General features: G+C 66.1%; 19 protein-coding genes and 1 pseudogene. 12 read left to right on the forward strand and 8 right to left on the reverse strand.

The annotated features are described in order from the left end of the window. Nucleotides 1-2: 2 nt before the first annotated feature. Nucleotides 3-1,373: a hypothetical protein gene (locus ACFWPX_RS18230; protein ID WP_378928402.1), complete on the forward strand. Its 1,371-nt coding sequence runs from the start codon at nucleotides 3-5 to the stop codon at nucleotides 1,371-1,373. Nucleotides 1,374-1,385: 12 nt separating this feature from the next. Here the strand turns inward: ACFWPX_RS18230 and ACFWPX_RS18235 are convergent, their stop codons facing one another. The 6 genes from ACFWPX_RS18235 to ACFWPX_RS18260 form a co-directional block, all read right to left on the reverse strand. Continuing rightward, on the reverse strand, nucleotides 1,386-2,759 hold the full coding sequence (locus ACFWPX_RS18235; protein ID WP_378928404.1) for an FAD-dependent oxidoreductase: 1,374 nt from the start codon (nucleotides 2,757-2,759) through the stop codon (nucleotides 1,386-1,388). A 95-nt stretch (nucleotides 2,760-2,854) separates the two neighbouring features. Beyond that, nucleotides 2,855-3,241 (reverse strand): hypothetical protein, encoded by a 387-nt coding sequence (locus tag ACFWPX_RS18240; protein ID WP_378928405.1) that lies wholly within the window; start codon nucleotides 3,239-3,241, stop codon nucleotides 2,855-2,857. Then, a complete protein-coding gene (locus ACFWPX_RS18245; RefSeq protein ID WP_378928406.1) occupies nucleotides 3,231-3,467 on the reverse strand; it encodes a hypothetical protein in 237 nt (78 codons plus the stop codon). Before ACFWPX_RS18245 ends, ACFWPX_RS18240 begins: the two co-directional genes overlap by 11 nt. Nucleotides 3,468-3,580: 113 nt before the next feature. Next, the gene (locus ACFWPX_RS18250) at nucleotides 3,581-4,384 is read right to left on the reverse strand and encodes a HEAT repeat domain-containing protein (protein ID WP_378928407.1); all 804 of its coding nucleotides are present in this window, start codon (nucleotides 4,382-4,384) and stop codon (nucleotides 3,581-3,583) included. Between the two features lie 85 nt (nucleotides 4,385-4,469). Next, nucleotides 4,470-4,883, reverse strand: coding sequence for a hypothetical protein (locus tag ACFWPX_RS18255; RefSeq protein ID WP_378928408.1), 414 nt, complete (start codon nucleotides 4,881-4,883; stop codon nucleotides 4,470-4,472). 81 nt (nucleotides 4,884-4,964) lie between these two features. After that, on the reverse strand, nucleotides 4,965-5,126 hold the full coding sequence (locus ACFWPX_RS18260) for a hypothetical protein (RefSeq protein ID WP_378928409.1): 162 nt from the start codon (nucleotides 5,124-5,126) through the stop codon (nucleotides 4,965-4,967). A 71-nt stretch (nucleotides 5,127-5,197) separates the two neighbouring features. Here ACFWPX_RS18260 and ACFWPX_RS18265 point away from each other — a divergent pair, with 71 nt between their 5' ends. The 4 genes from ACFWPX_RS18265 to ACFWPX_RS18280 all read left to right on the forward strand — a co-directional run bounded on the left by ACFWPX_RS18265 (nucleotide 5,198) and on the right by ACFWPX_RS18280 (nucleotide 8,662). Next, the gene (locus ACFWPX_RS18265) at nucleotides 5,198-6,904 is read left to right on the forward strand and encodes an alkaline phosphatase D family protein (protein WP_378928410.1); all 1,707 of its coding nucleotides are present in this window, start codon (nucleotides 5,198-5,200) and stop codon (nucleotides 6,902-6,904) included. Between the two features lie 97 nt (nucleotides 6,905-7,001). After that, nucleotides 7,002-7,238, forward strand: a complete 237-nt coding sequence (locus tag ACFWPX_RS18270) for a hypothetical protein (protein ID WP_378928411.1) — start codon at nucleotides 7,002-7,004, stop codon at nucleotides 7,236-7,238. A gap of 10 nt (nucleotides 7,239-7,248) precedes the next feature. Then, a complete protein-coding gene (locus ACFWPX_RS18275) occupies nucleotides 7,249-7,782 on the forward strand; it encodes a GNAT family N-acetyltransferase (RefSeq protein ID WP_378928412.1) in 534 nt (177 codons plus the stop codon). 445 nt (nucleotides 7,783-8,227) lie between these two features. After that, nucleotides 8,228-8,662, forward strand: a complete 435-nt coding sequence (locus ACFWPX_RS18280) for a hypothetical protein (RefSeq protein ID WP_378928413.1) — start codon at nucleotides 8,228-8,230, stop codon at nucleotides 8,660-8,662. Nucleotides 8,663-8,934: 272 nt separating this feature from the next. Here the strand turns inward: ACFWPX_RS18280 and ACFWPX_RS18285 are convergent, their stop codons facing one another. Then, nucleotides 8,935-9,285: a DUF732 domain-containing protein gene (locus ACFWPX_RS18285; RefSeq protein WP_378928414.1), complete on the reverse strand. Its 351-nt coding sequence runs from the start codon at nucleotides 9,283-9,285 to the stop codon at nucleotides 8,935-8,937. A 303-nt stretch (nucleotides 9,286-9,588) separates the two neighbouring features. Between ACFWPX_RS18285 and ACFWPX_RS18290 the strand changes: the two are divergent. Together ACFWPX_RS18290 and ACFWPX_RS18295 are read left to right on the forward strand one after the other, a co-directional pair. Then, nucleotides 9,589-9,821 (forward strand): annotated as a pseudogene (locus ACFWPX_RS18290) (IS3 family transposase); the annotation flags it as partial. A gap of 92 nt (nucleotides 9,822-9,913) precedes the next feature. Then, nucleotides 9,914-10,156: a hypothetical protein gene (locus tag ACFWPX_RS18295; protein WP_378928415.1), complete on the forward strand. Its 243-nt coding sequence runs from the start codon at nucleotides 9,914-9,916 to the stop codon at nucleotides 10,154-10,156. 95 nt (nucleotides 10,157-10,251) lie between these two features. Here the strand turns inward: ACFWPX_RS18295 and ACFWPX_RS18300 are convergent, their stop codons facing one another. Then, nucleotides 10,252-12,429 carry a malate synthase G gene (locus tag ACFWPX_RS18300; RefSeq protein ID WP_378928416.1) on the reverse strand — a complete coding sequence of 726 codons (2,178 nt, stop codon included), beginning with the start codon at nucleotides 12,427-12,429 and terminating at the stop codon, nucleotides 10,252-10,254. Nucleotides 12,430-12,663: 234 nt separating this feature from the next. Here ACFWPX_RS18300 and ACFWPX_RS18305 point away from each other — a divergent pair, with 234 nt between their 5' ends. From ACFWPX_RS18305 to ACFWPX_RS18325, 5 genes are read left to right on the forward strand one after another with little or no spacing between them, the layout of a single operon-like run. Continuing rightward, nucleotides 12,664-13,305 (forward strand): TetR/AcrR family transcriptional regulator, encoded by a 642-nt coding sequence (locus ACFWPX_RS18305; RefSeq protein WP_378928417.1) that lies wholly within the window; start codon nucleotides 12,664-12,666, stop codon nucleotides 13,303-13,305. A 2-nt stretch (nucleotides 13,306-13,307) separates the two neighbouring features. Then, nucleotides 13,308-14,597 (forward strand): acyl-CoA dehydrogenase family protein, encoded by a 1,290-nt coding sequence (locus tag ACFWPX_RS18310; RefSeq protein ID WP_378928418.1) that lies wholly within the window; start codon nucleotides 13,308-13,310, stop codon nucleotides 14,595-14,597. A 42-nt stretch (nucleotides 14,598-14,639) separates the two neighbouring features. Further along, nucleotides 14,640-16,793 (forward strand): choline BCCT transporter BetT, encoded by a 2,154-nt coding sequence (gene betT, locus ACFWPX_RS18315; RefSeq protein ID WP_378928419.1) that lies wholly within the window; start codon nucleotides 14,640-14,642, stop codon nucleotides 16,791-16,793. Between the two features lie 11 nt (nucleotides 16,794-16,804). Further along, entirely contained in the window at nucleotides 16,805-18,319 is a 1,515-nt protein-coding gene (locus ACFWPX_RS18320) for an aldehyde dehydrogenase family protein (RefSeq protein ID WP_378928420.1), read from the forward strand. Further along, nucleotides 18,316-19,869, forward strand: a complete 1,554-nt coding sequence (locus tag ACFWPX_RS18325; protein ID WP_378928421.1) for a GMC family oxidoreductase — start codon at nucleotides 18,316-18,318, stop codon at nucleotides 19,867-19,869. The genes ACFWPX_RS18320 and ACFWPX_RS18325 overlap by 4 nt, the downstream gene beginning before the upstream one ends. Nucleotides 19,870-19,957: the final 88 nt, after the last annotated feature.

The raw sequence follows: 19,957 nt of genomic DNA on the forward strand, positions 1-19,957 counted from the left end.
TGATGACGCTCACCGCCCCGGCCATCGTCACCGCGCCGGTCGCCGTCAACCGGCTCACCGCCGACGACGACCTGTTCCTGAAGCTGCACAGCCTCTACGGCAACGCCCTGGTCAATCAGCTCGCCTGGCGCTTCGACGAGCCGCTCGACCCCGAGCTGCTCGCCCGCTTCCATGCCCAGTTGGCCCAGGGTTTCCTGGCCCGCCGCGTGCGACCGACCCGGGTTCCGTTCGCCCGTCCCTACTGGCTACCCGCGACGGAATCGCTTCCGCTGGGCCGCGATTCGGTGCCCGTCGCCGATGACGAGATCCTCGACTGGTACTTCGCGCAGAGCCGGGTCGACTTCGATCCCGAGACCGGTCAGGTGTGGCGGCTGTCCGCGGCGCCGACCACGACGGGTGGGACGCTGGTTTCGCTGGTGACCTCGCATGTGGCATCCGACGGCGGCGCGGTGTTGTTCGCCGTGGGCGACGCGCTGGCCCGGCTCGACGAGCGTCCGGACTTTGCCACGGGTTCGGGCCGGCTGGTCGGGACGCAACCGCGGAACTCGTCGATCGCGAACGTCATCGATGCGGGCAGACAGCTACGCGCGGTCGCGAAGGGGATCCGGGCGGCGATCGCCACCCGTGGTGTCACCGAGCCGGACCGCAACCTTCGCCCCTCGCTCCCCGAGCTCCCCCTTCCGGCACAGTGGTCACCGGCCGACACGGTGGTGCAGCTCGATCTCGCCGAGTGGAACGCCGCCGCCACACAGCATTCCGGTACCACCAACGGGCTCCTGATCGCTTTGGGCGCCGGAATCCTCGGTCGCAGCGGACGCGTCGGCGACACCGCCGACATTCGCGTAGACATCCCCCACTCGATGCGCACACCCGACGACCCCCGCGCCAACGCCACCACCGGTCTGCCGATCTCGGTCACCTACCGCACCGGCGAACGCATCGACCTCGCCGACGTCCGCTCCGCCGTGAAACGCGCCGCCACCGCCTACCGCGACCCGGCCACCACGCCCGCCCTGCAACACCTACAGCCCTTGCAGATGATCCTGCCCCGCTTCGTCCTGCGCCGTTTCGCCCGCACCGCCAAAGCCCCGGAATGCCTGTGCACCAATCTCGGCGAAACCGCCAGTGGGGTAGCCGATTTCGCAGGCCATCATGCCTCTGCCGTGCTCATGCGACCTGTCGTCTGCACCAACGACACCGCCATGTTCCGTCGAGTAGAGGTGGGCGTGAATCTGTCCTTCTCCACCGACGGCCACACGGTCACCCTGGCCGTCACCGGCGCCGACCCCGACCGCTTCCCCACCCGCGCTGCCCTGCGCGAGTTGCTGTCGGCGGAATTCGAGTCCTGGGGCCTCACACCCAGCTTCTGGTGACTCCCCCGGCAATCAACGGGCGCTTGCCACCGCCCGGACGGCCGCCCTGGCCGCGACCAGGACGGGATCCCAGACCGGGGAAAACGGTGGTGCGTAACCGAGGTCGAGCGCGGTCACCTGTTCCACCGTCATTCTCGCGGTGAGCGCCACCGCCGCGATGTCGATTCGCTTGGCGGCACCGTCCCGTCCGACGATCTGCACACCGAGCAACCGACCGGTGCGACGTTCGGCGAGCATTTTCACCGTCATGGGTTCCGCGCCGGGGAAATACCCCGCGCGTCCGGTGGATTCGATGGTGACGGAGTGGAACTGCAGCCCGGCACGCCGAGCGTCCTTCTCCCCCAAGCCGGTACGCGCCACCTCCAGGTCACATACCTTGCTCATCGCGGTGCCGACCACACCGGGGAAGGTGGCGTATCCGCCGCCGACACCCGATCCGATCACTTGGCCGTGCTTGTTGGCGTGGGTGCCGAGCGGGATGTGACGGAGCGTGCCCGACACCAGATCCAGTACCTCCACACAATCACCACCGGCCCAGATGTCGTCATACCCGCGCACGCGCTGAGCGAGATCGGTGAGCAGACCACCACTCTCCCCCAGCGGAAGTCCGGCGTCACGGGCCAGCTCGGTCGTCGGGCGCACGCCGATCCCCAGCACGACCACATCGGCCGGATATTCGGTGTCGGCGGTCGCCACGGCACAGACCTTGCCGTCCGCGGACGTCCGCATTCCGGTCACCTCGGTATCACGGACGAGCCGTATTCCCATCCCCTCCATGGCTTTTCGCACGAGCGCACCCATGTCCGGGTCCAGCGTGGCCATGGGTTCGGCGCCCCGGGTGATCATGGTGACCTCGAACCCCCGACGCACCAACGCCTCAGCCATCTCGACACCGATATACCCCGCGCCCACCACGACGGCTTCCCGCCCGGTCGCCGACTCCAGCCCGTCGATGAGCGCCTGCCCGTCATCGAGGGTCTGCACGCCGTAGACACCCTCGGCGTCGATACCGGGCAGCGGCGGCCGGATCGGCGTCGCACCCGTGGCCAACACGAGCTTGTCGTAACCCGTCCACCCCTGCGCACCGCTATCGAGATCGCGAGAACGCACCCGCCGCCCCACCGGATCGATCTCGGTCACCTCGGTCCGCATCCGCAGATCGATATCACGAGCACGATGTTCGGCCACCGACCGCGCGATCAGATCATCGGCATCGGCAACATCGCCCGCCACCCAGTACGGAATCCCGCACGCCGAATACGAGGAATGCTGCCCCTTCTCGAACACCACGATCTCGAGCTCACCAGCATCCCGCAACCGGCGCGCCTGCGACGCCGCCGCCATCCCCGTCGCATCCGCCCCGACAACCACCATCCGTGCGCCCATGTCACCACCGTACGAGAGCAGCTAGCGGTTTCGGGTACCAGGACCGCGAGTCGCCGGTTCTCCGCGGGCGAGGTCCGTCCGAATCGGTTTGCACCCTAGATCGTGCGCCGCTCCCACTGCAGCGCGTCCAGGCGGGTTCCCCTGCGCTCCAACCACTCCCAGATCAGCTCAGCGGCCGATTCGCCGTCACGCAAAGTTGTCGACGCCAACTCGTCGAGGGAATCAGGTGAGCGGATCTCGAGGTAGTAGTCGGTGTCGCTGTGGCGGTAGGTCTGGATGAATTCCGGGTGGTCGGGCCGGGATACCGTCATGAACGGGCCGCCGCGACTGTATTTCAGTTTGCTGATCCAATAGCTCAGCTGGGTGCGGGTGAGTGTGGTCAGGGTGCGCCCGCCGACCGTCACGTCGAGGTTTCGGTGGATCGTCGGTGCTGTTTCCGGTAGTACGTCGGTCCATTCGTGGCCGGTTTCGTCATTCTTCATCCGGATACCCCCAGTCGAAAGCCACGCGGGCCTGCGGGACGAGTGCTGCCACCCGGCGGGTGAGGCGATCTTCGAAAGCCCCGCTCCAGCGAAAGAATCCGCTGAAGATCACCGGGTAGTCCGATTCCGCGCGGACGAACAGGCCGTCCTCGGTCTCCCCCATCCAGACGAATACCTCGTCCTCCAGCCGCTCGTCCTTGAACACCTCGACGAGCATGTCGGTCATTCCCACCCACTCGCGTTCGTTCGCGAGCCCCCGAACAGTCAGGGCGACATCGATATTCACTGACACCGGACGAGACTATCGCCCGCCACCGACAACCCCCTCGGGCTGGTCACTCAGGATTCGCGGGCGGCGATCGCGGCTTGGATTCGGCGTAGCGTGCGCAGGCCCTTCTTCGCGGCGACGCTCACCATGCCGTCGAACACGGTGGAGCCGCGATCGTCGGCCATCAGTCGTTCCAGTGTCGGCACAGCGCGGTCGTCGCCGGTCGAACCGAGGGCGACGGCTGCCCAGTACCGCTTGTCGGGATCGTCGCTGGAGGCCGCCTCGACCAGCCTCGGGATGATGTCGGGGGCGAACTCCGACAACGCGCTGGCGATGTAGCCGATGCGGTAGTAGCGGCGGTTCTCGAATTCGTCCCAGAGTGCTGCCAAGGCCGCGTCGCCGCCGATCATGCCGAGTGCTTCGGCGGTGCGTTCGCGCATTCCGCTGATCGAGTCCTGGAGCAGGGGCGCGAGGACCGGGACGACAGATTCGTCGCCGAGGGCGCCGAGGGCGATCACCGCCTGGTCTCGGGCGATGTCCTGTGGGCGATCCAGCATCGCGACCAAGCCGGGGACCGCGTCACGGATGCCTAGGGCCGCGCAGCCCATCGCGGCCCATGCCTGGCAGTTGTAACGGGTGTCGGCGAGTGACGCGAGCAGGGGTTCGCGCAGGGTGTCGTCGCCGAAGACCTCCGCCCGGTTCAATGCCCTGCTGTAGAGCGACCGGTGGTAGTCGGGATAGTCGCGGACCAGCGCGCACAGTGTTTCCATCGCGGATGTGTCGCCGTCCTCAGCCCGCACGAGCAGGTGGCGCAAGTTTTCCTCGCGGGTCTCGAGGTCGCCATCTTTGAGTAGTCGCACGTCGGCAGGGTTCACCGCCCAACGGTACCTGGCGATTCGCCGGATATTCGACACACCGCAGGTCACGGCGCCGGCCCTCGACACCGACCCCTCCACGAGGTCACTCGGTGAAGTAGATGAGCACCGCCGTTGAGACAACCAGAAACAACACAGCCCAAGCGGCTTGCGACAACACCGCGATCGTCCACCCCACAGCGCTGCGCCCCGGCTTCCAGCCCAGCTCTGCCAATTCAGCCGCGATCAGGTTCCGCACCGGCTGCTCTCGATCTCGATCGCGTCGCAAAGGTGTGCCGCCGTCTGACGACCAGTGTTCGACGGTTACAGCGAATCTGCGCTTCTCCTCGAGCAGGAGCGAGAAGCGGTACGGAGTTCGTTCCATGTTGTGGTCGTACGGGCGTGCGACGCGCAGTTCACGCCGACCGACCGGCCGAACCTCGAAGGTGGGGTGACTCGTGAGCGCGAGTCGCAATCGGTGCTCCAACTCGGTTCTCGGGGAGTCGGTTTCGTCGTGCATGCACGGAGCCTACTGCTCCGATGAGCCACACCCACCGACAACGAGACCCCCGGGAACCCGAAGGCGCCCAGGGGATTTCGTTCAGGCGAGACGAGAATCAGCCGTTGTTGGCGGCATTGAACTCGCGACGGCGGCGGTGCAGGATCGGCTCGGGGCGGTGAGCGCCCGGTCGACGACATCGTCGTCCGACTCGACGAGCGCCAGCACCGCCAGCACGGTATGCGAAGACTGTATCGCGATCACGAACCGGATTCAGTTCTGTGAGGGGCAGAATGCCCTCGCTCGACAGCCGGTCCACGACATAGTCTGGAGTGATGGCACGGCTGCCCGAAAGTAGGACCGAACTGGTTCTGGGTCCGTTGCTGCGTCACGTCGGCGAATGCGACGCCACCGTCTGGGTCGAGACGTCCGCACCGTGCACTGTCGAGGTCCTCGGCCACCACGAACACACCTGGACCGTCGCCGGACACCACTACGCTCTCGTCCTGATCGCGGGACTGGCGGCCGGTTCCGTCACACGGTACGAGGTCGGTCTCGATGGGGAGCGCGTCTGGCCGCTGCCCGACGCCCCGTACCCGTCCGTCATTCGCACGCTCAGAGGCGACGCCGATCTGACCCTCGCCTTCGGCTCGTGCCGATTCGCCACACCGGCGGCGACGCAGGACAACGACCACTTCGACGCCGACGCTCTCGACGCCTATGCGCGGCGAGTCATGGAACGCTCACCCGAAGATCTGCCCGACGCATTGTTACTGCTCGGCGACCAGGTTTACGCCGATGAGCTGCTGTCCCCGGAGATCCTCCGTCGCATCGACGAGTTGCACGACCTCGACCAACCGCCGGGCGCCCAGATCCGCAACTTCGAGGAGTACACGTGGCTCTATTCCGAGTCATGGTCCGACCCACAGGTGCGCTGGCTGCTGTCCACAGTTCCGTCATCGATGATCTTCGACGACCACGACGTCATCGACGACTGGAACACCTCGAAATCGTGGCGTGACGAGATCGAGGCCACCGATTGGTGGGAGGAACGTATCGTGGGCGCGTTGTCGTCGTACTGGATCTACCAGCACCTGGGCAATCTCTCGCCCGCAGCCCTGGCCGACGACGAGCTCTACCAGCGGATCCGATCCGAGGGCGGCGACTGCGCGGAGTTGCTCCGCGCTTTCGCATCCGCGGCGGACGAAGAAGCCGACGGGGCCAAGGGAGCGCAATGGTCGTATCGCCGCGATCTCGGCACGACCCGACTGCTCGTCATCGATTCCCGGTGCGGACGCATACTCGGCGGCGGCACGCGGTCGATGGTCTCCGAGCCCGAGTTCTCGTGGATCGAACGACAGACCGAGGGCGACTACGACCACCTGCTGGTGGGGAGCTCGCTTCCGTGGCTGCTGCCGCGCGCCCTCCACGACCTGGAGTCATGGAACGAGCGCATGGCCTCAGGGGCGCGGGGCCGACGTGTGACGGGATGGGCCGAAAGATTGCGGCGCTCAGCCGATCTGGAACATTGGGCCGCCTTCCGAGATTCATTCGACCGGGTCGCCCGGCTCGTCGCCCGCGTCGGGCGCGGACAGTGCAGCGGCCCGGGAGGACGGGCGCCCGCCACGATCTGTGTGCTGTCCGGCGACGTTCACCACGCCTATGCCGCGCGAGCGCAGTTCCCCGACGACGTGAGGTCCCGGGTCTACCAGCTGACCTGTTCGCCGATGCACAACTACGTTCCGACCGCCATGAAGGTGATTTTCCGGGTCTCGTGGAGTCGGGCCGCCGAACGGGTGACGCGTTTCCTCCTGAACCGGGTGTCCACCGTTCCCCCAGTGTCGGTCGAGTGGAGTCGGGTCACCGGCCCCTTCTTCGGCAACCAGATAGCGACGCTGCACCTGCGCGGTCGGACCAGCCGCCTCGTACTGGAGCAGGTGAGCACCGACGGCGGCCGTCCACATTTGACGACGGTCGCGGACGTGGTGCTGTCGACCGAGACGGCCAGCTCGCCCCATAGCGGCGTACGCCGAGATCCATGAAGGACCAGGTCGCGGCGAGCCGGGCGAACCGGCCCTCACACACGGACCGATGGCTGGTGCCGCACACGCGGAGCGCTGACACTGGAAGGATGTCCCCATGCTCGAGCTGTCTCCGGCCGAGGTCAGTTGCGATTTCGTCGCCGTCATCGGCGAAGGACGCGCCTCGATCAAGCCAACCGCCATAGATTTCGGGATCTCCGAAATTTCTTGCGCAACAGGCTCATACGAGCCGACGTCGAAGAAGGTGCCCGCACTTGTGGTGACCCCTGTGGACTACCCCACGGTGACATCCCACATTCGGAAGCACCGGCATGATCGAACACCAGAAGAGTAGGGCACCACATATGTCAGCAGTGTCCTTCCGTCGAGGTGTTCATGACGACGACGGCGCGGTGGACCGGATCGACAATTCGTTTACCACCAGCACCATCTTCGATATCCGTGCCACCGGTGATGGATTCGCGCTCTGTGAAGTCTCGGTCGTCCCTCCAATCGTCAAGCATTTTCCGGACGAAACCGACGACGATCAGGATAAACCGGTTCGGTTCGTCGCTGTCGACCCACACGGCGATATCTGCGGGTCTGTCGACGTCATCTACGAGGAATGGAATCGGCGTCTGATCATTGCCGATATCAAAGTCTCCCCGAGTCGTCGTGGCGAGGGTCTCGGCCGAGAACTGGTCAATCTTGCCGTCGAGTATGGACGTGAGGTGGGTGCCCACACGTTGTGGCTGGAGGTCACCAATGTCAATGCGCCCGCGGTTCACGCATACCTTCGGATGGGATTCACCTTCTGTGGGCTCGATACATCGCTGTATCTCTCGACGCCCAGCGAGGGCGAGATCGCGATCTTCATGAGCCAGGATCTCGCCAAGTAACGTGTCGTCCTGAGAACCGCCGACTCGCCCGCAGCTCGGCCCGCCCATCATCAACGTCACCGACCCACCTGACGGCCGCCGATCCGGATGGCAGTTGATACGCCCACGGATTGGCCTAGATACAGCAACGCCAAGCCTGGATCACTACGATCGGCCAGGCCGCTTCACTCACCGCGCTAATGAAGACGGGCCGTGCTGGACTCGCATCTGGAAGCGATGCTCGCACGATTCGCAGCGCTGCATCCGAGGTCTGGCACGCGCATTCTGGGTCATCAGCCGACTTGCATCCAGACCCACGCGCCGGCAACTTCGTGCGGACCGTAGTTTCCGCCATCGCGACCGACATCGCTCGCGGCCACATCGCCCCCCAGGCGTATCGCGATGCCCGACCCGACTGCCGCCGAAGCATTACGCTGCTCCCATGACTGTCGGCTGGATCGTCTTCATGGTCATCGTCATCGTGGTCGTGGCACTCGCGGTCATCACGCTCATCGCCCTATCCACCCTCCGGGCAATACGCCGGACAGCCGAGACGGCCATCTCGGCGAACTTCGCACCCGGAGAACCCGTGCGCAGCGACCCGGTCGCCAACTACTTCGGGCGAGCCGCGAAGGGCGGGAAGCAGGTACGCGGCAATGGCGCGCTCGTACTGACCGATACGCGACTGTGGTTTCGTCGAGCGGGATCAGATGACCCACTGGAAATTCCGCTCGCATCGATCACATCAGTGGATATCGTCCGATCCCACGCCGGAAAATCGATCGGTCGCCCGCTGATCAGCGTGAGCTTCGACGATGACAGCGCCGCGTGGTACGTGCGCGACTCGGCACAGTGGCGCGACGATATCCTGGTCAGGTGCCCGGCAGCGTCTGATAAGTAATTCAACCGTATCGCACGGTTGGCACCGACAACCGTTTCTGGCCGACTGAACGACAATCCCGAAATCGAGACAGCCCAACGACTGCTCACCGACCTACGGCGCCATGACCTCCGACACACGGAACCGCCACGGTCTCTGGGCACGCCCGCAAAGCACCATCGCGGATGCTCGACCAATTACCCATAATCCGCCTCACCCAGGCCGGAACTCCGAACGTTGCCTGCACTTGATACAAGCTAATGGTTGGCGTTTCACACACATAGTTGTGGCAGTTACGAGACGAAGTCCGGGCACAGATTCGTGGTCGCGGCGCTGACGAACAGTGGGCCCTGATCGAACTGGTAGGTCTGCTCAACCGCGGAAGTCTCGTCCAGAACTGACACCCCGTCACGCAGGTGTTCACACGTCGCGTGGCCCGCGGCGACCAACTCCTTCGCTGACTTCCCCGGCAGGGCCGCGTCGTTGATCCTGATCTCCTCGAGGAACGACGCTTCGGCGGCGCTGACCTCGGCCGCTTCGGCGGTGCGGGTATTGGTGACATCGGCGCTGCGGGGCTCGGTTGTCGGGTCGCAGCCCGCGACTGCGGCACCGAGAACCCCGAGAGCCAGACTGACCGCTGCCACGTTGGCACGCAACTGAATTCGCCGTACGAACATCTGTTGCCCCTGATCTCGAGCAGAGGGATCGACACCCTCGATCAATCCTCTCCGACACCGTTTCCGGTGTGACACCAACGATCCCGGAGCAGCCGAATGCCTGATACCCACCCCAGGGATGGCGCAACCCAACCTATGGGCACATAGCCGATCTCCACCGTATCGGACGTTGCGGAAGAGCGTGGCCAGGCCGAGAGGTCGTCGTGCGCTCCGCGCTTGTAGTGCGCGGCGACCTCGGCGGGGATGTCGTGGCCGAGAATGTCGACCTGAGGGTCGCAGTTTCGATCTCGAAAGTTCTTTCGCACCTTCGGTTTCCACGCGCTGATCGGATCCATAGGACGAGTCGGCGCCTGCGGTGACAATACGGCGATGGGATCGTTTTCGCGTTGCTGCAGAAGAACGTCCTCGACCGGCAGTCTTGGGCGACCTGGATCGAACTCGGCAACTTGACCCCGGTCGAATACGAAGCCATCACGACCACACCAGCTCTTCGAGCTGCCTGACCGCTGTCACCCGATCGTGCAGCAGTCCCCCACGCCAACGCAGCCTGTTCGACCTTTGTGCGGCCGGGCGTGATCGGAGGCATCATGGTTCGGTGCCCGACTATGACATCGATCGGCTCGGCGACCGCGCGTTCGAACAGCTGGTCGTCAGTTTAGCTGCTCATGTCCCCGGACCCGGTATCCAGGCGTTCGGTGACGGCACCGATGGCGGCCGGGAGGCAACATTTGACGGCCCGATCAATTGGTCATCCACCACCTTCGAGCCTTCGGGCCGGTGGAGCGGATACACGGTTCTACAAGCCAAGTTCCATCGCCACCAGCACAGCCAAAGGTGATCCGGTGACGGCTGAGGCCCCGCCTCGGATGTCTCCGACGCGGGGCCTCAAACGAAAAGAGCTGCTACGAGCTACTTTTCAAGGACTCGACAGCACTACTTCTGTGCGGCCTTGAACTCGCGGCGGCGGCGGTGCAGGATCGGCTCGGTGTAGCCGTTGGGCTGCGTGGTGCCTTCCAGGACCAGTTCCTTGGCGGCCTGGAACGCGATGTTGTCATCGAAGTTCGGGGCCAGCGGGCGGTAGGTCTTGTCGTTCGCGTTCTGGCGGTCGACGACCGGGGCCATCCGCTCGAGGCTGGCGATCACGTCGGCCTCGGAGACAACGCCGTGGCGCAGCCAGTTGGCGACCAGCTGGCTCGAGATGCGCAGGGTGGCACGGTCTTCCATCAGGCCGATGTCGTTGATGTCGGGCACCTTGGAGCAGCCGACACCGTGATCGATCCAGCGGACCACGTAGCCCAGGATGCCCTGGGAGTTGTTGTCCAGCTCCTGACGCTTCTCCTCGTCGGTCCAGTCGGTGGACTGCGCGAGGGGGATCTCGAGGATCTGGTCGACGGTGGCGCGCGGGCCGCCCTTGGCGATCTGGGACTGCTGCTTGAACACGTCCACCAGGTGGTAGTGGGTGGCGTGCAGGGTGGCAGCGGTCGGCGAGGGCACCCAGGCGGTGTTGGCGCCGGCCTTGGGGTGGCCGATCTTCTGCTCGAGCATGCCTGCCATCAGGTCGGGCATGGCCCACATGCCCTTGCCGATCTGCGCCTTGCCGGGCAGACCCTTGGCCAGACCGGTGTCGACGTTCCAGTCCTCGTAGGAGGTGATCCAGGTCTGGGCCTTCATCTCGGCCTTGCGGACCATCGGCCCGGCCTCCATGGAGGTGTGGATCTCGTCGCCGGTGCGGTCGAGGAAGCCGGTGTTGATGAACACCACGCGGTCCTTGGCGGCCTCGATCGACGCGGCGAGGTTGACCGTGGTGCGGCGCTCCTCGTCCATGATGCCGACCTTGAGGGTGTTGCGGGTCAGGCCGAGGACGTCCTCGATCCGGCCGAACAGCTCGTTGGTGAACGCGGCCTCGTCGGGGCCGTGCATCTTCGGCTTCACGATGTAGACCGAACCGGTGCGGGTGTTGGCGCGCGAGGCGGTGCCGTTGAGCGAGTGCACGGCGATCAGCGAGGTGATCAGGCCATCCAGGATGCCCTCCGGAACCTCGTTACCCTCGGCGTCGATGATCGCGTCGGAGGTCATCAGGTGGCCCACGTTGCGCACGAACAGCAGCGAACGACCGTGCAGGACCAGCTCGGAACCGTCGAGCGCGGTGAACACGCGGTCGGGGTTCATGGTGCGGGTGAAGGTCTTGCCGCCCTTGGAGACTTCCTCGGCCAGGTCGCCCTTCATCAGGCCGAGCCAGTTGCGGTAACAGACGACCTTGTCGTCGGCGTCGACCGCGGCGACGGAGTCCTCGAAGTCCATGATCGTGGTGAGCGCGGACTCGAGCACGATGTCCTTGACACCGGCGGTGTCGGTGGAGCCGATCGGCGAGGTGGCGTCGACCTGGATCTCGATGTGCAGCCCGTTGTGCTTGAGCAGGATCGAGGTCGGGGCCTCGGGGTCGCCGAGGTAGCCGACGAGCTGCGACGGGTCGGCCAGGCCGATGTCGGTGCCGTCTTCCAGGCCGATCTCGAGCTCGCCGTCGACGATCTTGTAGTAGGCCGAACCGAGGTGCGAACCGGTGATCAGGGTGACCGCGTCGTCGAGGAAGTTGCGGCCCCACTCGATGACCTTGTCGCCGCGCACGCGGTTGTAGCCGCTGCCCTTCTCGGCGCCGTTGGCCTCGGGGATGGCGTCGGTGCCGTAGAGCGCGTCGTAGAGCGAACCCCAGCGCGCGTTGGCGGCGTTGATCGCGAAGCGCGCGTTCATCACCGGCACCACGAGCTGCGGGCCCGCGGTGGTGGCGATCTCGGCGTCGACGTTGCCGGTGCCGATCTGGAACGGCGCGGGCTCGGGCCGCAGGTAACCGATCTCGGTCAGGAACTGCTTGTAGGCGGCCTTGTCGTAGCCGGTGCCCGGGTTCTCGCCGTGCCAAGCATCGAGCTTGCCCTGGAACTCGTCGCGCTCGGCGAGCAGAGCGCGGTTACGCGGGGCGAGGTCGTTGATGATCTGCTCGGCACCGGCCCAGAACGCGGCGGAATCTACGCCGGTACCGGGGAGCGCCTCGTTCTCGATGAAATCGTGAAGAACGCTCGCCACCTGGAGCCCGCCGACCTGAATCCGCTCTGTCATCTACTGCCTCACTTTGGTGAAAACCGGGTGGGAAAAGTCGATGTCATGTTACCCGTGGGTAGAGGTGACACCTCGTGTGGGTTCGAACGCCCTGCGGGCTCCGTCCATTCCGCCACGCCGAGCCACCGAGGTCGGCGGCATGGGCGCGGCGGGTCACCCCTTGATTGTAGGTGCGCGGACAATTAATGTACTGATCGGAACATTAAGTCGCGAGCCGGACCGAACGGAGGCGCCGTGACCACCGAACCGTCGTCCCCTGTGCGTCGTCGCGGCCGTCCACGCGCCACCGAGCGGGCGGACACGCGGGAGCGGATCCACCACGCGGCACTCGAACTGTTCGCCGAACGCGGTTTCCATGCCACCGGCGTCGCCGAGATCGGCGCGAGAGCCGACGTCCAGCGGGGTGCGCTGTACTACCACATCGGGTCGAAGGAAGACCTGCTGTGGGCGATCCTGCGCGACTACACCCGGCTGCTGCTCGCCGATGCCGAACGCATCGTCGAGGCAGGCGCCGACCCGGTCGAGACGCTGCGCCGGCTGATTCGCAGCCATGTCGAACTGATCGTCACGCATCGGCGTGCGGTGGCTGTGCACCTGCGTGACGCCGGCGCACTGACCCACGAACACGCCGTCGTCCTGCAGCAGCTGCGCGATCGGCTACAGCACCACTGGCAAGACGTCATGGACGCGGGCCACGCGGCGGGGCAACTGCGCACCGCCGACCACATCGTCACCAACGGCATGCTCGGCATGCTCAATTCCCTCGGCTACTGGTACCGCGAGCGCGGCACCCACTCCCCCGCCGAGATCGCCGACATCCTCACCGAGACCGTCCTGTCCGGGCTCCGCGCCACGGACGACAACACGAAAGGCTGACCATGGCTTGGGATTTCGAGACCGATCCGGAGTACCAGCGCAAGCTCGACTGGGTGGCGGAGTTCGTCCGCACCGAGGTCGAGCCCCTGGATCTGCTCTACCCCAATCCCTATGACCGTGCCGACCCCGAGATCCGGGCGCTGATGCGGCCGCTGCAACAGCAGGTCAAGGATCAGGGCCTGTGGGCCTGCCATCTCGGTCCCGAGCTCGGCGGTCCCGGTTTCGGTCAGCTGAAGCTGGCGCTGCTCAACGAAGTGCTCGGCACCTCGATGTGGGCGCCGCTCGTCTTCGGCTGTCAGGCACCGGATTCCGGCAACGCCGAGATCCTGGCGCACTTCGGCACCGAGGAGCAGAAGGCGAGATACCTGCAGCCGTTGCTCGACGGCGAGATCGGCTCCTGCTACGCGATGACCGAACCCACCGGCGGCTCGGACCCGACCGCGTTCCGCACCACCGCGGTGCGCGACGGCGACGAGTGGGTGATCAACGGGGAGAAGTGGTTCAACTCCGCCGCCGAGTTCGCCACCTTCCACATCGTGATGGTGGTGACCGACGCGGCGGCCGAACCGCACCAGCGGTTGTCGATGTTCATCGTGCCCGCCGATGCGCCCGGTCTCGAACTGGTGCGCAACTTCACCGTCCCCGGGTTCAGCGAACACGAAGGACACCTGCGATTCACCGATGTCCGGGTGCCTGCCGATCATCTGCTCGGTGCGGAGGGCGCGGGGTTCATCGTCGCGCAGACCCGTCTGGGCGGCGGTCGCGTGCACCACGCGATGCGCACGGTCGCGTTGGTACGCAAAGCCTTCGACATGATGTGCGAGCGCGCGGTCTCACGCCCGGCCCGCAAGGGTGTCGTCGGCGGCTTCCAGATGACTCAGGAGCGCATCGCCGACAGCTGGATCCAGATGGAGCAGTTCCGGCTGCTGGTCCTGCGCACCGCCTGGCGCATCGACCAGGCCCAGGACTACCGCGCCGTCCGCAAGGACATCGCCGCCATCAAGATCGCCATGCCGACCGTCATGAACGACATCGCCCGCCGCGCACTGCATCTGCACGGCGCGATGGGCGTGAGCACCGATCTCCCCTTCCTCGACATGACCACCTACGCCGAGGTCATGGCCATCGCCGACGGCCCGACCGAGGTCCACAAGATCACCCTCGCCAAGGAAGTGCTCAAGAACTACGCGCCGGGAGACCCGGTGTATCCGAGTGGCTACCGGCCCGCGCTGCGCGAACAAGCCCGTGATCTGGTGGCGCGCAGGCTGGAACACGAGGTCGGCAACCACTGAAGGTCCCCGATCTGCGGGTGAGCACGAACTACCCTGCCTCGCATGGGCGGTGTCAGCAAACCCGGGGACAACGGCACTGAGCCGACACCTACCGGGACCGCGCAGGACGTGGTCCCGGTACACCCCGTCACCGACCGGCGCTCGGTCAACAAGCCGGTGTTCCTCTTCTCGGCGGGCACCGTGCTCGCCTTCGGGATCTGGGCGCTGGCCTCGCCGTCGAGCGCCGAAACCATTGTCGGCGAAGTCAAGACCTTCACCACCACCTGGTTCGGCTGGTGGTATTTCGTGCTCGCCACGGTCATCCTCGGCCTCGTGGTCTTCCTCGGCGCCAGCCGGTACGGCCGCTACCGGCTGGGGCCGGAGGAATCACGGCCGGAGTACAGCCTGTTCTCCTGGACATCGATGCTGTTCGCGGCAGGGATCGGCATCGACCTGATGTTCTTCTCGGTCGCCGAGCCCGTCTACAACTACTTGCGGCCCCCGCTCGGCGAGCCCGGCACCAACGAGACCGCCCGCGACGCGGTGGCCTGGACGATCTTCCACTACGGCATCACCGGCTGGGCGATGTACGCGCTGATGGGCGGCGCCCTCGCCTACTTCGCGTTCCGGCACAACCTGCCGCTGACGATCCGTGCCGCGCTCTATCCGATCTTCGGCAAGCGCGTGCACGGCCGGTGGGGCGACGCGATCGACGTGGCCGCGGTGCTCGGCACCATCTTCGGCATCGCCACCTCGCTGGGCATCGGCATCGTCCAGCTCAACTATGGCCTGCACCAGATGTTCGGGGTTCCCCAGGGCAAGGCCGCCCAGATCGGGCTCATCGCGCTGTCGGTGGCCATCACCACGATCTCCGCTACCACCGGCGTCGACAAGGGCATCCGGCGCTTGTCGGAGCTCAATGTCATCATGGCGATCGCGCTGCTGATCTACATCCTGGTGGCGGGCAACACCGATTTCCTGCTCAACGGCCTGGCCCAGAACGCGGGCGATTACCTCTCGACCTTCCCCGACCGGACCCTCGACACCTTCGCCTGGGAGCGCAATCCGGAGACGGCGAACGCGCCGTCGACCTGGCTGGACAGCTGGACGCTGTTCTTCTGGGCGTGGTGGGTGGCCTGGGCACCGTTCGTCGGCCTGTTCCTCGCACGCATCTCGCGCGGACGCACGCTGCGCCAGTTCATCTTCGGGGTGCTCGTCGTGCCGTTCAGCTTCACCCTGATGTGGATCTCGATCTTCGGCAACAGCGCACTCGAGGTCGCCAGGGACGACAGAGTCTTCGCCGAGCAGACCGCGGACCGAGCCGAACTCGGCTTCTACTCCCTGCTCGAGAAATATCCCGGCGCGACCCTGTTGCTCGGGATCGCGACCATCACCGGGCTGCTCTTCTACGTGACAACCGCCGATTCGGGGTCGCTGGTGATGGGCAACTTCACCTCGAAACTGCCCGATCCGATGGCCGACTGCGCCACCGGCACCCGGATCTTCTGGTCGGCCGCGATCGGTGTACTCACCTTGTCGATGCTGTTCGCCGGTGCGGGCGGGTCCATCAAGACCCTGCAGAACGCCACCATCATCATGGGACTGCCGTTCTCGTTCGTATTGGCGCTGATCGGCATCGCGATGTTGCGCGCCGTCCACAACGAGTCCTTCAAACTCGACAGTTACCGCACCTCGCTGCCCAAGGCTTTCGCCGCCGGCCGCGGACCGGCCGAACTCAGCAGCTGGCGTCGCCGGTTGCTCTCGACCATCAATTACCCGGGCGCCGCGGCGACTCGCAAATTCATCACCGGCACCGTCGATCCGGCGATGCACGATGTCGCGGCGGAATTCGAGCACATGGGTATGACAGCGACCATCGACGATTCCTCGTCCAACGAGGGTCTGCCGTCACCGCGTCTGGTGGTCGATCAGGCCAGTGAGCCCCGGTTCGAGTACGGCATCTGGCCGGTTTCGGCACCGGCCCCGACCTATGCCGTGCTCGCGCAGCGGTCCGACGATCGCTACTTCCGCTGCGAGGTATACCTGGCCGAGGGATCGCAGGGCTACTCACTCAACGGCTACAGCCGCGAGCAGATCATCGGCGACATTCTCGACCAGTACGAACGCCACCTCGGCTATCTGCACCTGCGCCGTGCGGCGACCGATCACCACGAACCCGAATCCAGCGACGTCGACAGCACCGACAGCGATCTGTGAAGGGATCCATCATGAGCGACACCCTCTATATCGACGGCGCCTGGCGACCGTCGGCATCCGGACAGACTCGCGACATCCGTTGTCCGGCAGACGGTTCCCTCGTCGGCGTCGTCGCCGAGGCGGGCCGAGACGACACCGTCGCCGCGATCGCCGCGGCCCGCCGGGCCTTCGACAACGGGTCGTGGCGCCGGACCGGTGCCACCGAACGGGGCGACCTGCTACTGCGCGTCGCCGACGCGATCGACGCCAGGCGGGCCGAGTTCGCACGCGCCGAAACCCTCGACACCGGCAAGCGGCCCTACGAGTCCGACATCGACATGTCCGATATCGCCAACTGCTTCCGGTATTTCGGCAAGCTCGCCGCCGACGACGCGGGCCGTGTCGTCGACGCGGGCTCCCCCGACATCGACTCCCGCATCGTCTACGAACCGGTCGGTGTGTGCGGTTTGATCACGCCGTGGAACTACCCGCTGTTGCAGGCGGCCTGGAAAGTCGCCCCGGCGCTGGCGGCAGGCAATACGTTCGTGCTCAAACCGGCCGAGCTGACCCCCCACACCGCGATTCTGCTGATGTCGGTGCTCGACGACCTCGGGGTGCCCGCCGGGGTGGCCAATCTGGTGCTCGGAGCGGGCGCCACCGCGGGTGCGCCGCTGTCGGAGCATCCCGATGTCGACCTGGTCTCGTTCACCGGCGGGCTGGCCACCGGCAAGATCATCGCGCGCGAGGCCGCCGCCACGGTCAAGAAGGTGGCGCTCGAACTGGGCGGCAAGAACCCGAATGTCGTCTTCGCCGACGCCTGCGACACCGACGAACGGCTGGCCGCGAGCGTCGACAACGCGCTGAACGCGGCGTTCCTGCACTCCGGCCAGGTGTGTTCGGCGGGCGCTCGCCTGGTTGTCGAGGCATCGGCACACGACCGTTTCGTCGACGAGCTGGTGCGCCGCGCCGAGCAGATCCGGCTCGGGTTGCCCTTCGCCGAGGGCACCGAGGCCGGGCCGCTGATCTCGGCGGCCCATCGCGACAAGGTGAACGCCTATGTCGAACAGGCCCGCGCCGAGGGTGCCGTCATCCGCACCGGTGGTGCGTTCGCCACCGGCGACGAGGGCTCCGGGAACCTCGACGGCGGCTGGTTCTACCGGCCGACGGTCATCGACGGCGCCACCCGCGCGATGGCGTGTGTGCACGACGAAGCGTTCGGGCCCACCGTGACCGTGGAGACCTTCACCACCGAGGACGAAGCCGTCACCATCGCCAACGACACCGAATACGGTCTCGCGGGCGCGGTGTGGTCCGGTGACGCCGCACGCGCGCGCCGCGTCGCCGCCCGGCTGCGCCACGGCACGGTGTGGGTCAACGACTTCGGGCCGTATCTGCCGCAGGCCGAGTGGGGTGGCTTCGGCCGCTCGGGCGTCGGCCGCGAGCTCGGTCCGTCCGGGCTGCACGAGTATCGCGAGGCCAAACACGTCTACGAGAACCTCCGGCCGGGCGTCACCGGCTGGTTCGCCGATCGGGAGGAACAGCGATGACCTCATACGATTACGTAATCGTCGGCGGCGGTTCCGCGGGAGCGGCCGTCGCGTCGCGGTTGTCGCAGGACCCGTCGGTGACCGTCTGCCTGCTCGAGGCGGGACCGTCCGATGTCGACGACCCGGCCATCCTGCGGCTCGACCGCTGGATGGAACTCCTGGAGTCGGGCTACGACTGGGACTACCCCATCGAGCCGCAGGAGAACGGCAATTCGTTCATGCGCCACGCCCGTGCCAAGGTGCTCGGTGGCTGCTCGTCGCACAACAGCTGCATCGCGTTCTGGGCTCCGCGCGAGGACCTGGACTCCTGGGAACACGAGCACGGCGCCACCGGATGGGGTGCCGATTCGGTGTACCGGCTGTATCCGCGGATCGAGACCAACGACGCCCCCGGCGAGCACCACGGTCGCAGCGGCCCGGTGCACATCATGACGGTGCCGCCGAACGATCCGTGCGGTGTGGCCTTGCTCGACGCGTGCGAAGCGGTCGGCATTCCGCGCGCCGAGTTCAACTCGGGACGCACAGTTGTCAACGGCGCCAACTTCTTTCAGATCAACCGGCGTTCCGACGGGACGCGCTCGTCGTCGTCGGTCAGCTATCTGCACCCCCATCTCGACCGGCCGAACCTCACCGTTCGAACGGGCGCCTGGGTCAAGAAGATCGTGATCGAGAACGGGCGAGCCGTCGGGGTCGACATCACCGACAACGCGTTCGGCCGCACCACCCGGATCACCGCGAACCGTGAGGTGGTCGTCTCCGCCGGCGCCATCGACTCGCCGAAGCTGCTCATGCTTTCGGGCATCGGACCCACGGTTCACCTGCGCGAGAACGGAATCGACGTGATCGTCGACTCCCCCGGTGTCGGCGCGAACCTACAGGACCACCCGGAGGGCGTGATCGGTTTCGAGACGACGCGACCGATGGTGGACAGCTCCACGCAGTGGTGGGAGGCGGGCATCTTCGCCCCGACCGAGGACGGCCTCGACCGGCCGGATCTGATGATGCATTACGGCAGCGTCCCGTTCGACATGCACACGCTGCGACAGGGGTATCCGACCGCCGAGAACACCTTCTGCCTGACGCCGAACGTCACCCATGCCCGCTCGCGCGGCACCGTGCGATTGCGCTCGCGCGACTTCCGGGACAAGCCGAAGGTCGACCCGCGCTACTTCACCGATCCGGCGGGTCACGACATGCGGGTGATGATCGCCGGTCTGCGCAAGGCCCGCGAGATCGCCGCGACCGCGCCGCTGTCGGACTGGGTGAAGCGTGAGCTGTATCCGGGGCCGGACGCGCAGACCGACGCCGAACTGGCCGACTACGTCCGCCGGACCCACAACACCGTCTACCACCCGGCCGGCACGGTCCGCATGGGTGCGGTCGACGACTCGATGAGCCCTCTCGACCCCGAACTGCGGGTCAAGGGCGTCGATGGTCTGCGTGTCGCCGACGCCTCGGTGTTTCCCGCGCACACCACGGTGAACCCGAACATCACCGTCATGCTCGTCGGTGAACGCTGCGCCGAGCTCATCGCCGCCGACCGAAAATAAATCAGCCGACATTTCGGACACGGTATGTCACCATGATTTCACGCAGGTGATTCGCATCGGGCGAGGAACCGACGAGCAGCATCGAGAG

The sequence above is a fragment of the Nocardia sp. NPDC058518 genome, assembly GCF_042719655.1.
Classification (GTDB): Bacteria; Actinomycetota; Actinomycetes; order Mycobacteriales; family Mycobacteriaceae; genus Nocardia.

Bases quoted from the DNA above. Each gene is read 5' to 3' on its own strand.
- ACFWPX_RS18230 (WP_378928402.1), top strand. From the start codon at position 3: ATGACGCTCACCGCCCCGGCCATCGTCACCGCGCCGGTCGCCGTCAAC.
- ACFWPX_RS18235 (WP_378928404.1), bottom strand. From the start codon at position 2,759: ATGGGCGCACGGATGGTGGTTGTCGGGGCGGATGCGACGGGGATGGCG.
- ACFWPX_RS18240 (WP_378928405.1), bottom strand. From the start codon at position 3,241: ATGAAGAATGACGAAACCGGCCACGAATGGACCGACGTACTACCGGAA.
- ACFWPX_RS18245 (WP_378928406.1), bottom strand. From the start codon at position 3,467: ATGACCGACATGCTCGTCGAGGTGTTCAAGGACGAGCGGCTGGAGGAC.
- ACFWPX_RS18255 (WP_378928408.1), bottom strand. From the start codon at position 4,883: ATGCACGACGAAACCGACTCCCCGAGAACCGAGTTGGAGCACCGATTG.
- ACFWPX_RS18265 (WP_378928410.1), top strand. From the start codon at position 5,198: ATGGCACGGCTGCCCGAAAGTAGGACCGAACTGGTTCTGGGTCCGTTG.
- ACFWPX_RS18270 (WP_378928411.1), top strand. From the start codon at position 7,002: ATGCTCGAGCTGTCTCCGGCCGAGGTCAGTTGCGATTTCGTCGCCGTC.
- ACFWPX_RS18275 (WP_378928412.1), top strand. From the start codon at position 7,249: ATGTCAGCAGTGTCCTTCCGTCGAGGTGTTCATGACGACGACGGCGCG.
- ACFWPX_RS18280 (WP_378928413.1), top strand. From the start codon at position 8,228: ATGGTCATCGTCATCGTGGTCGTGGCACTCGCGGTCATCACGCTCATC.
- ACFWPX_RS18300 (WP_378928416.1), bottom strand. From the start codon at position 12,429: ATGACAGAGCGGATTCAGGTCGGCGGGCTCCAGGTGGCGAGCGTTCTT.
- ACFWPX_RS18310 (WP_378928418.1), top strand. From the start codon at position 13,308: ATGGCTTGGGATTTCGAGACCGATCCGGAGTACCAGCGCAAGCTCGAC.
- betT (WP_378928419.1), top strand. From the start codon at position 14,640: ATGGGCGGTGTCAGCAAACCCGGGGACAACGGCACTGAGCCGACACCT.
- ACFWPX_RS18320 (WP_378928420.1), top strand. From the start codon at position 16,805: ATGAGCGACACCCTCTATATCGACGGCGCCTGGCGACCGTCGGCATCC.
- ACFWPX_RS18325 (WP_378928421.1), top strand. From the start codon at position 18,316: ATGACCTCATACGATTACGTAATCGTCGGCGGCGGTTCCGCGGGAGCG.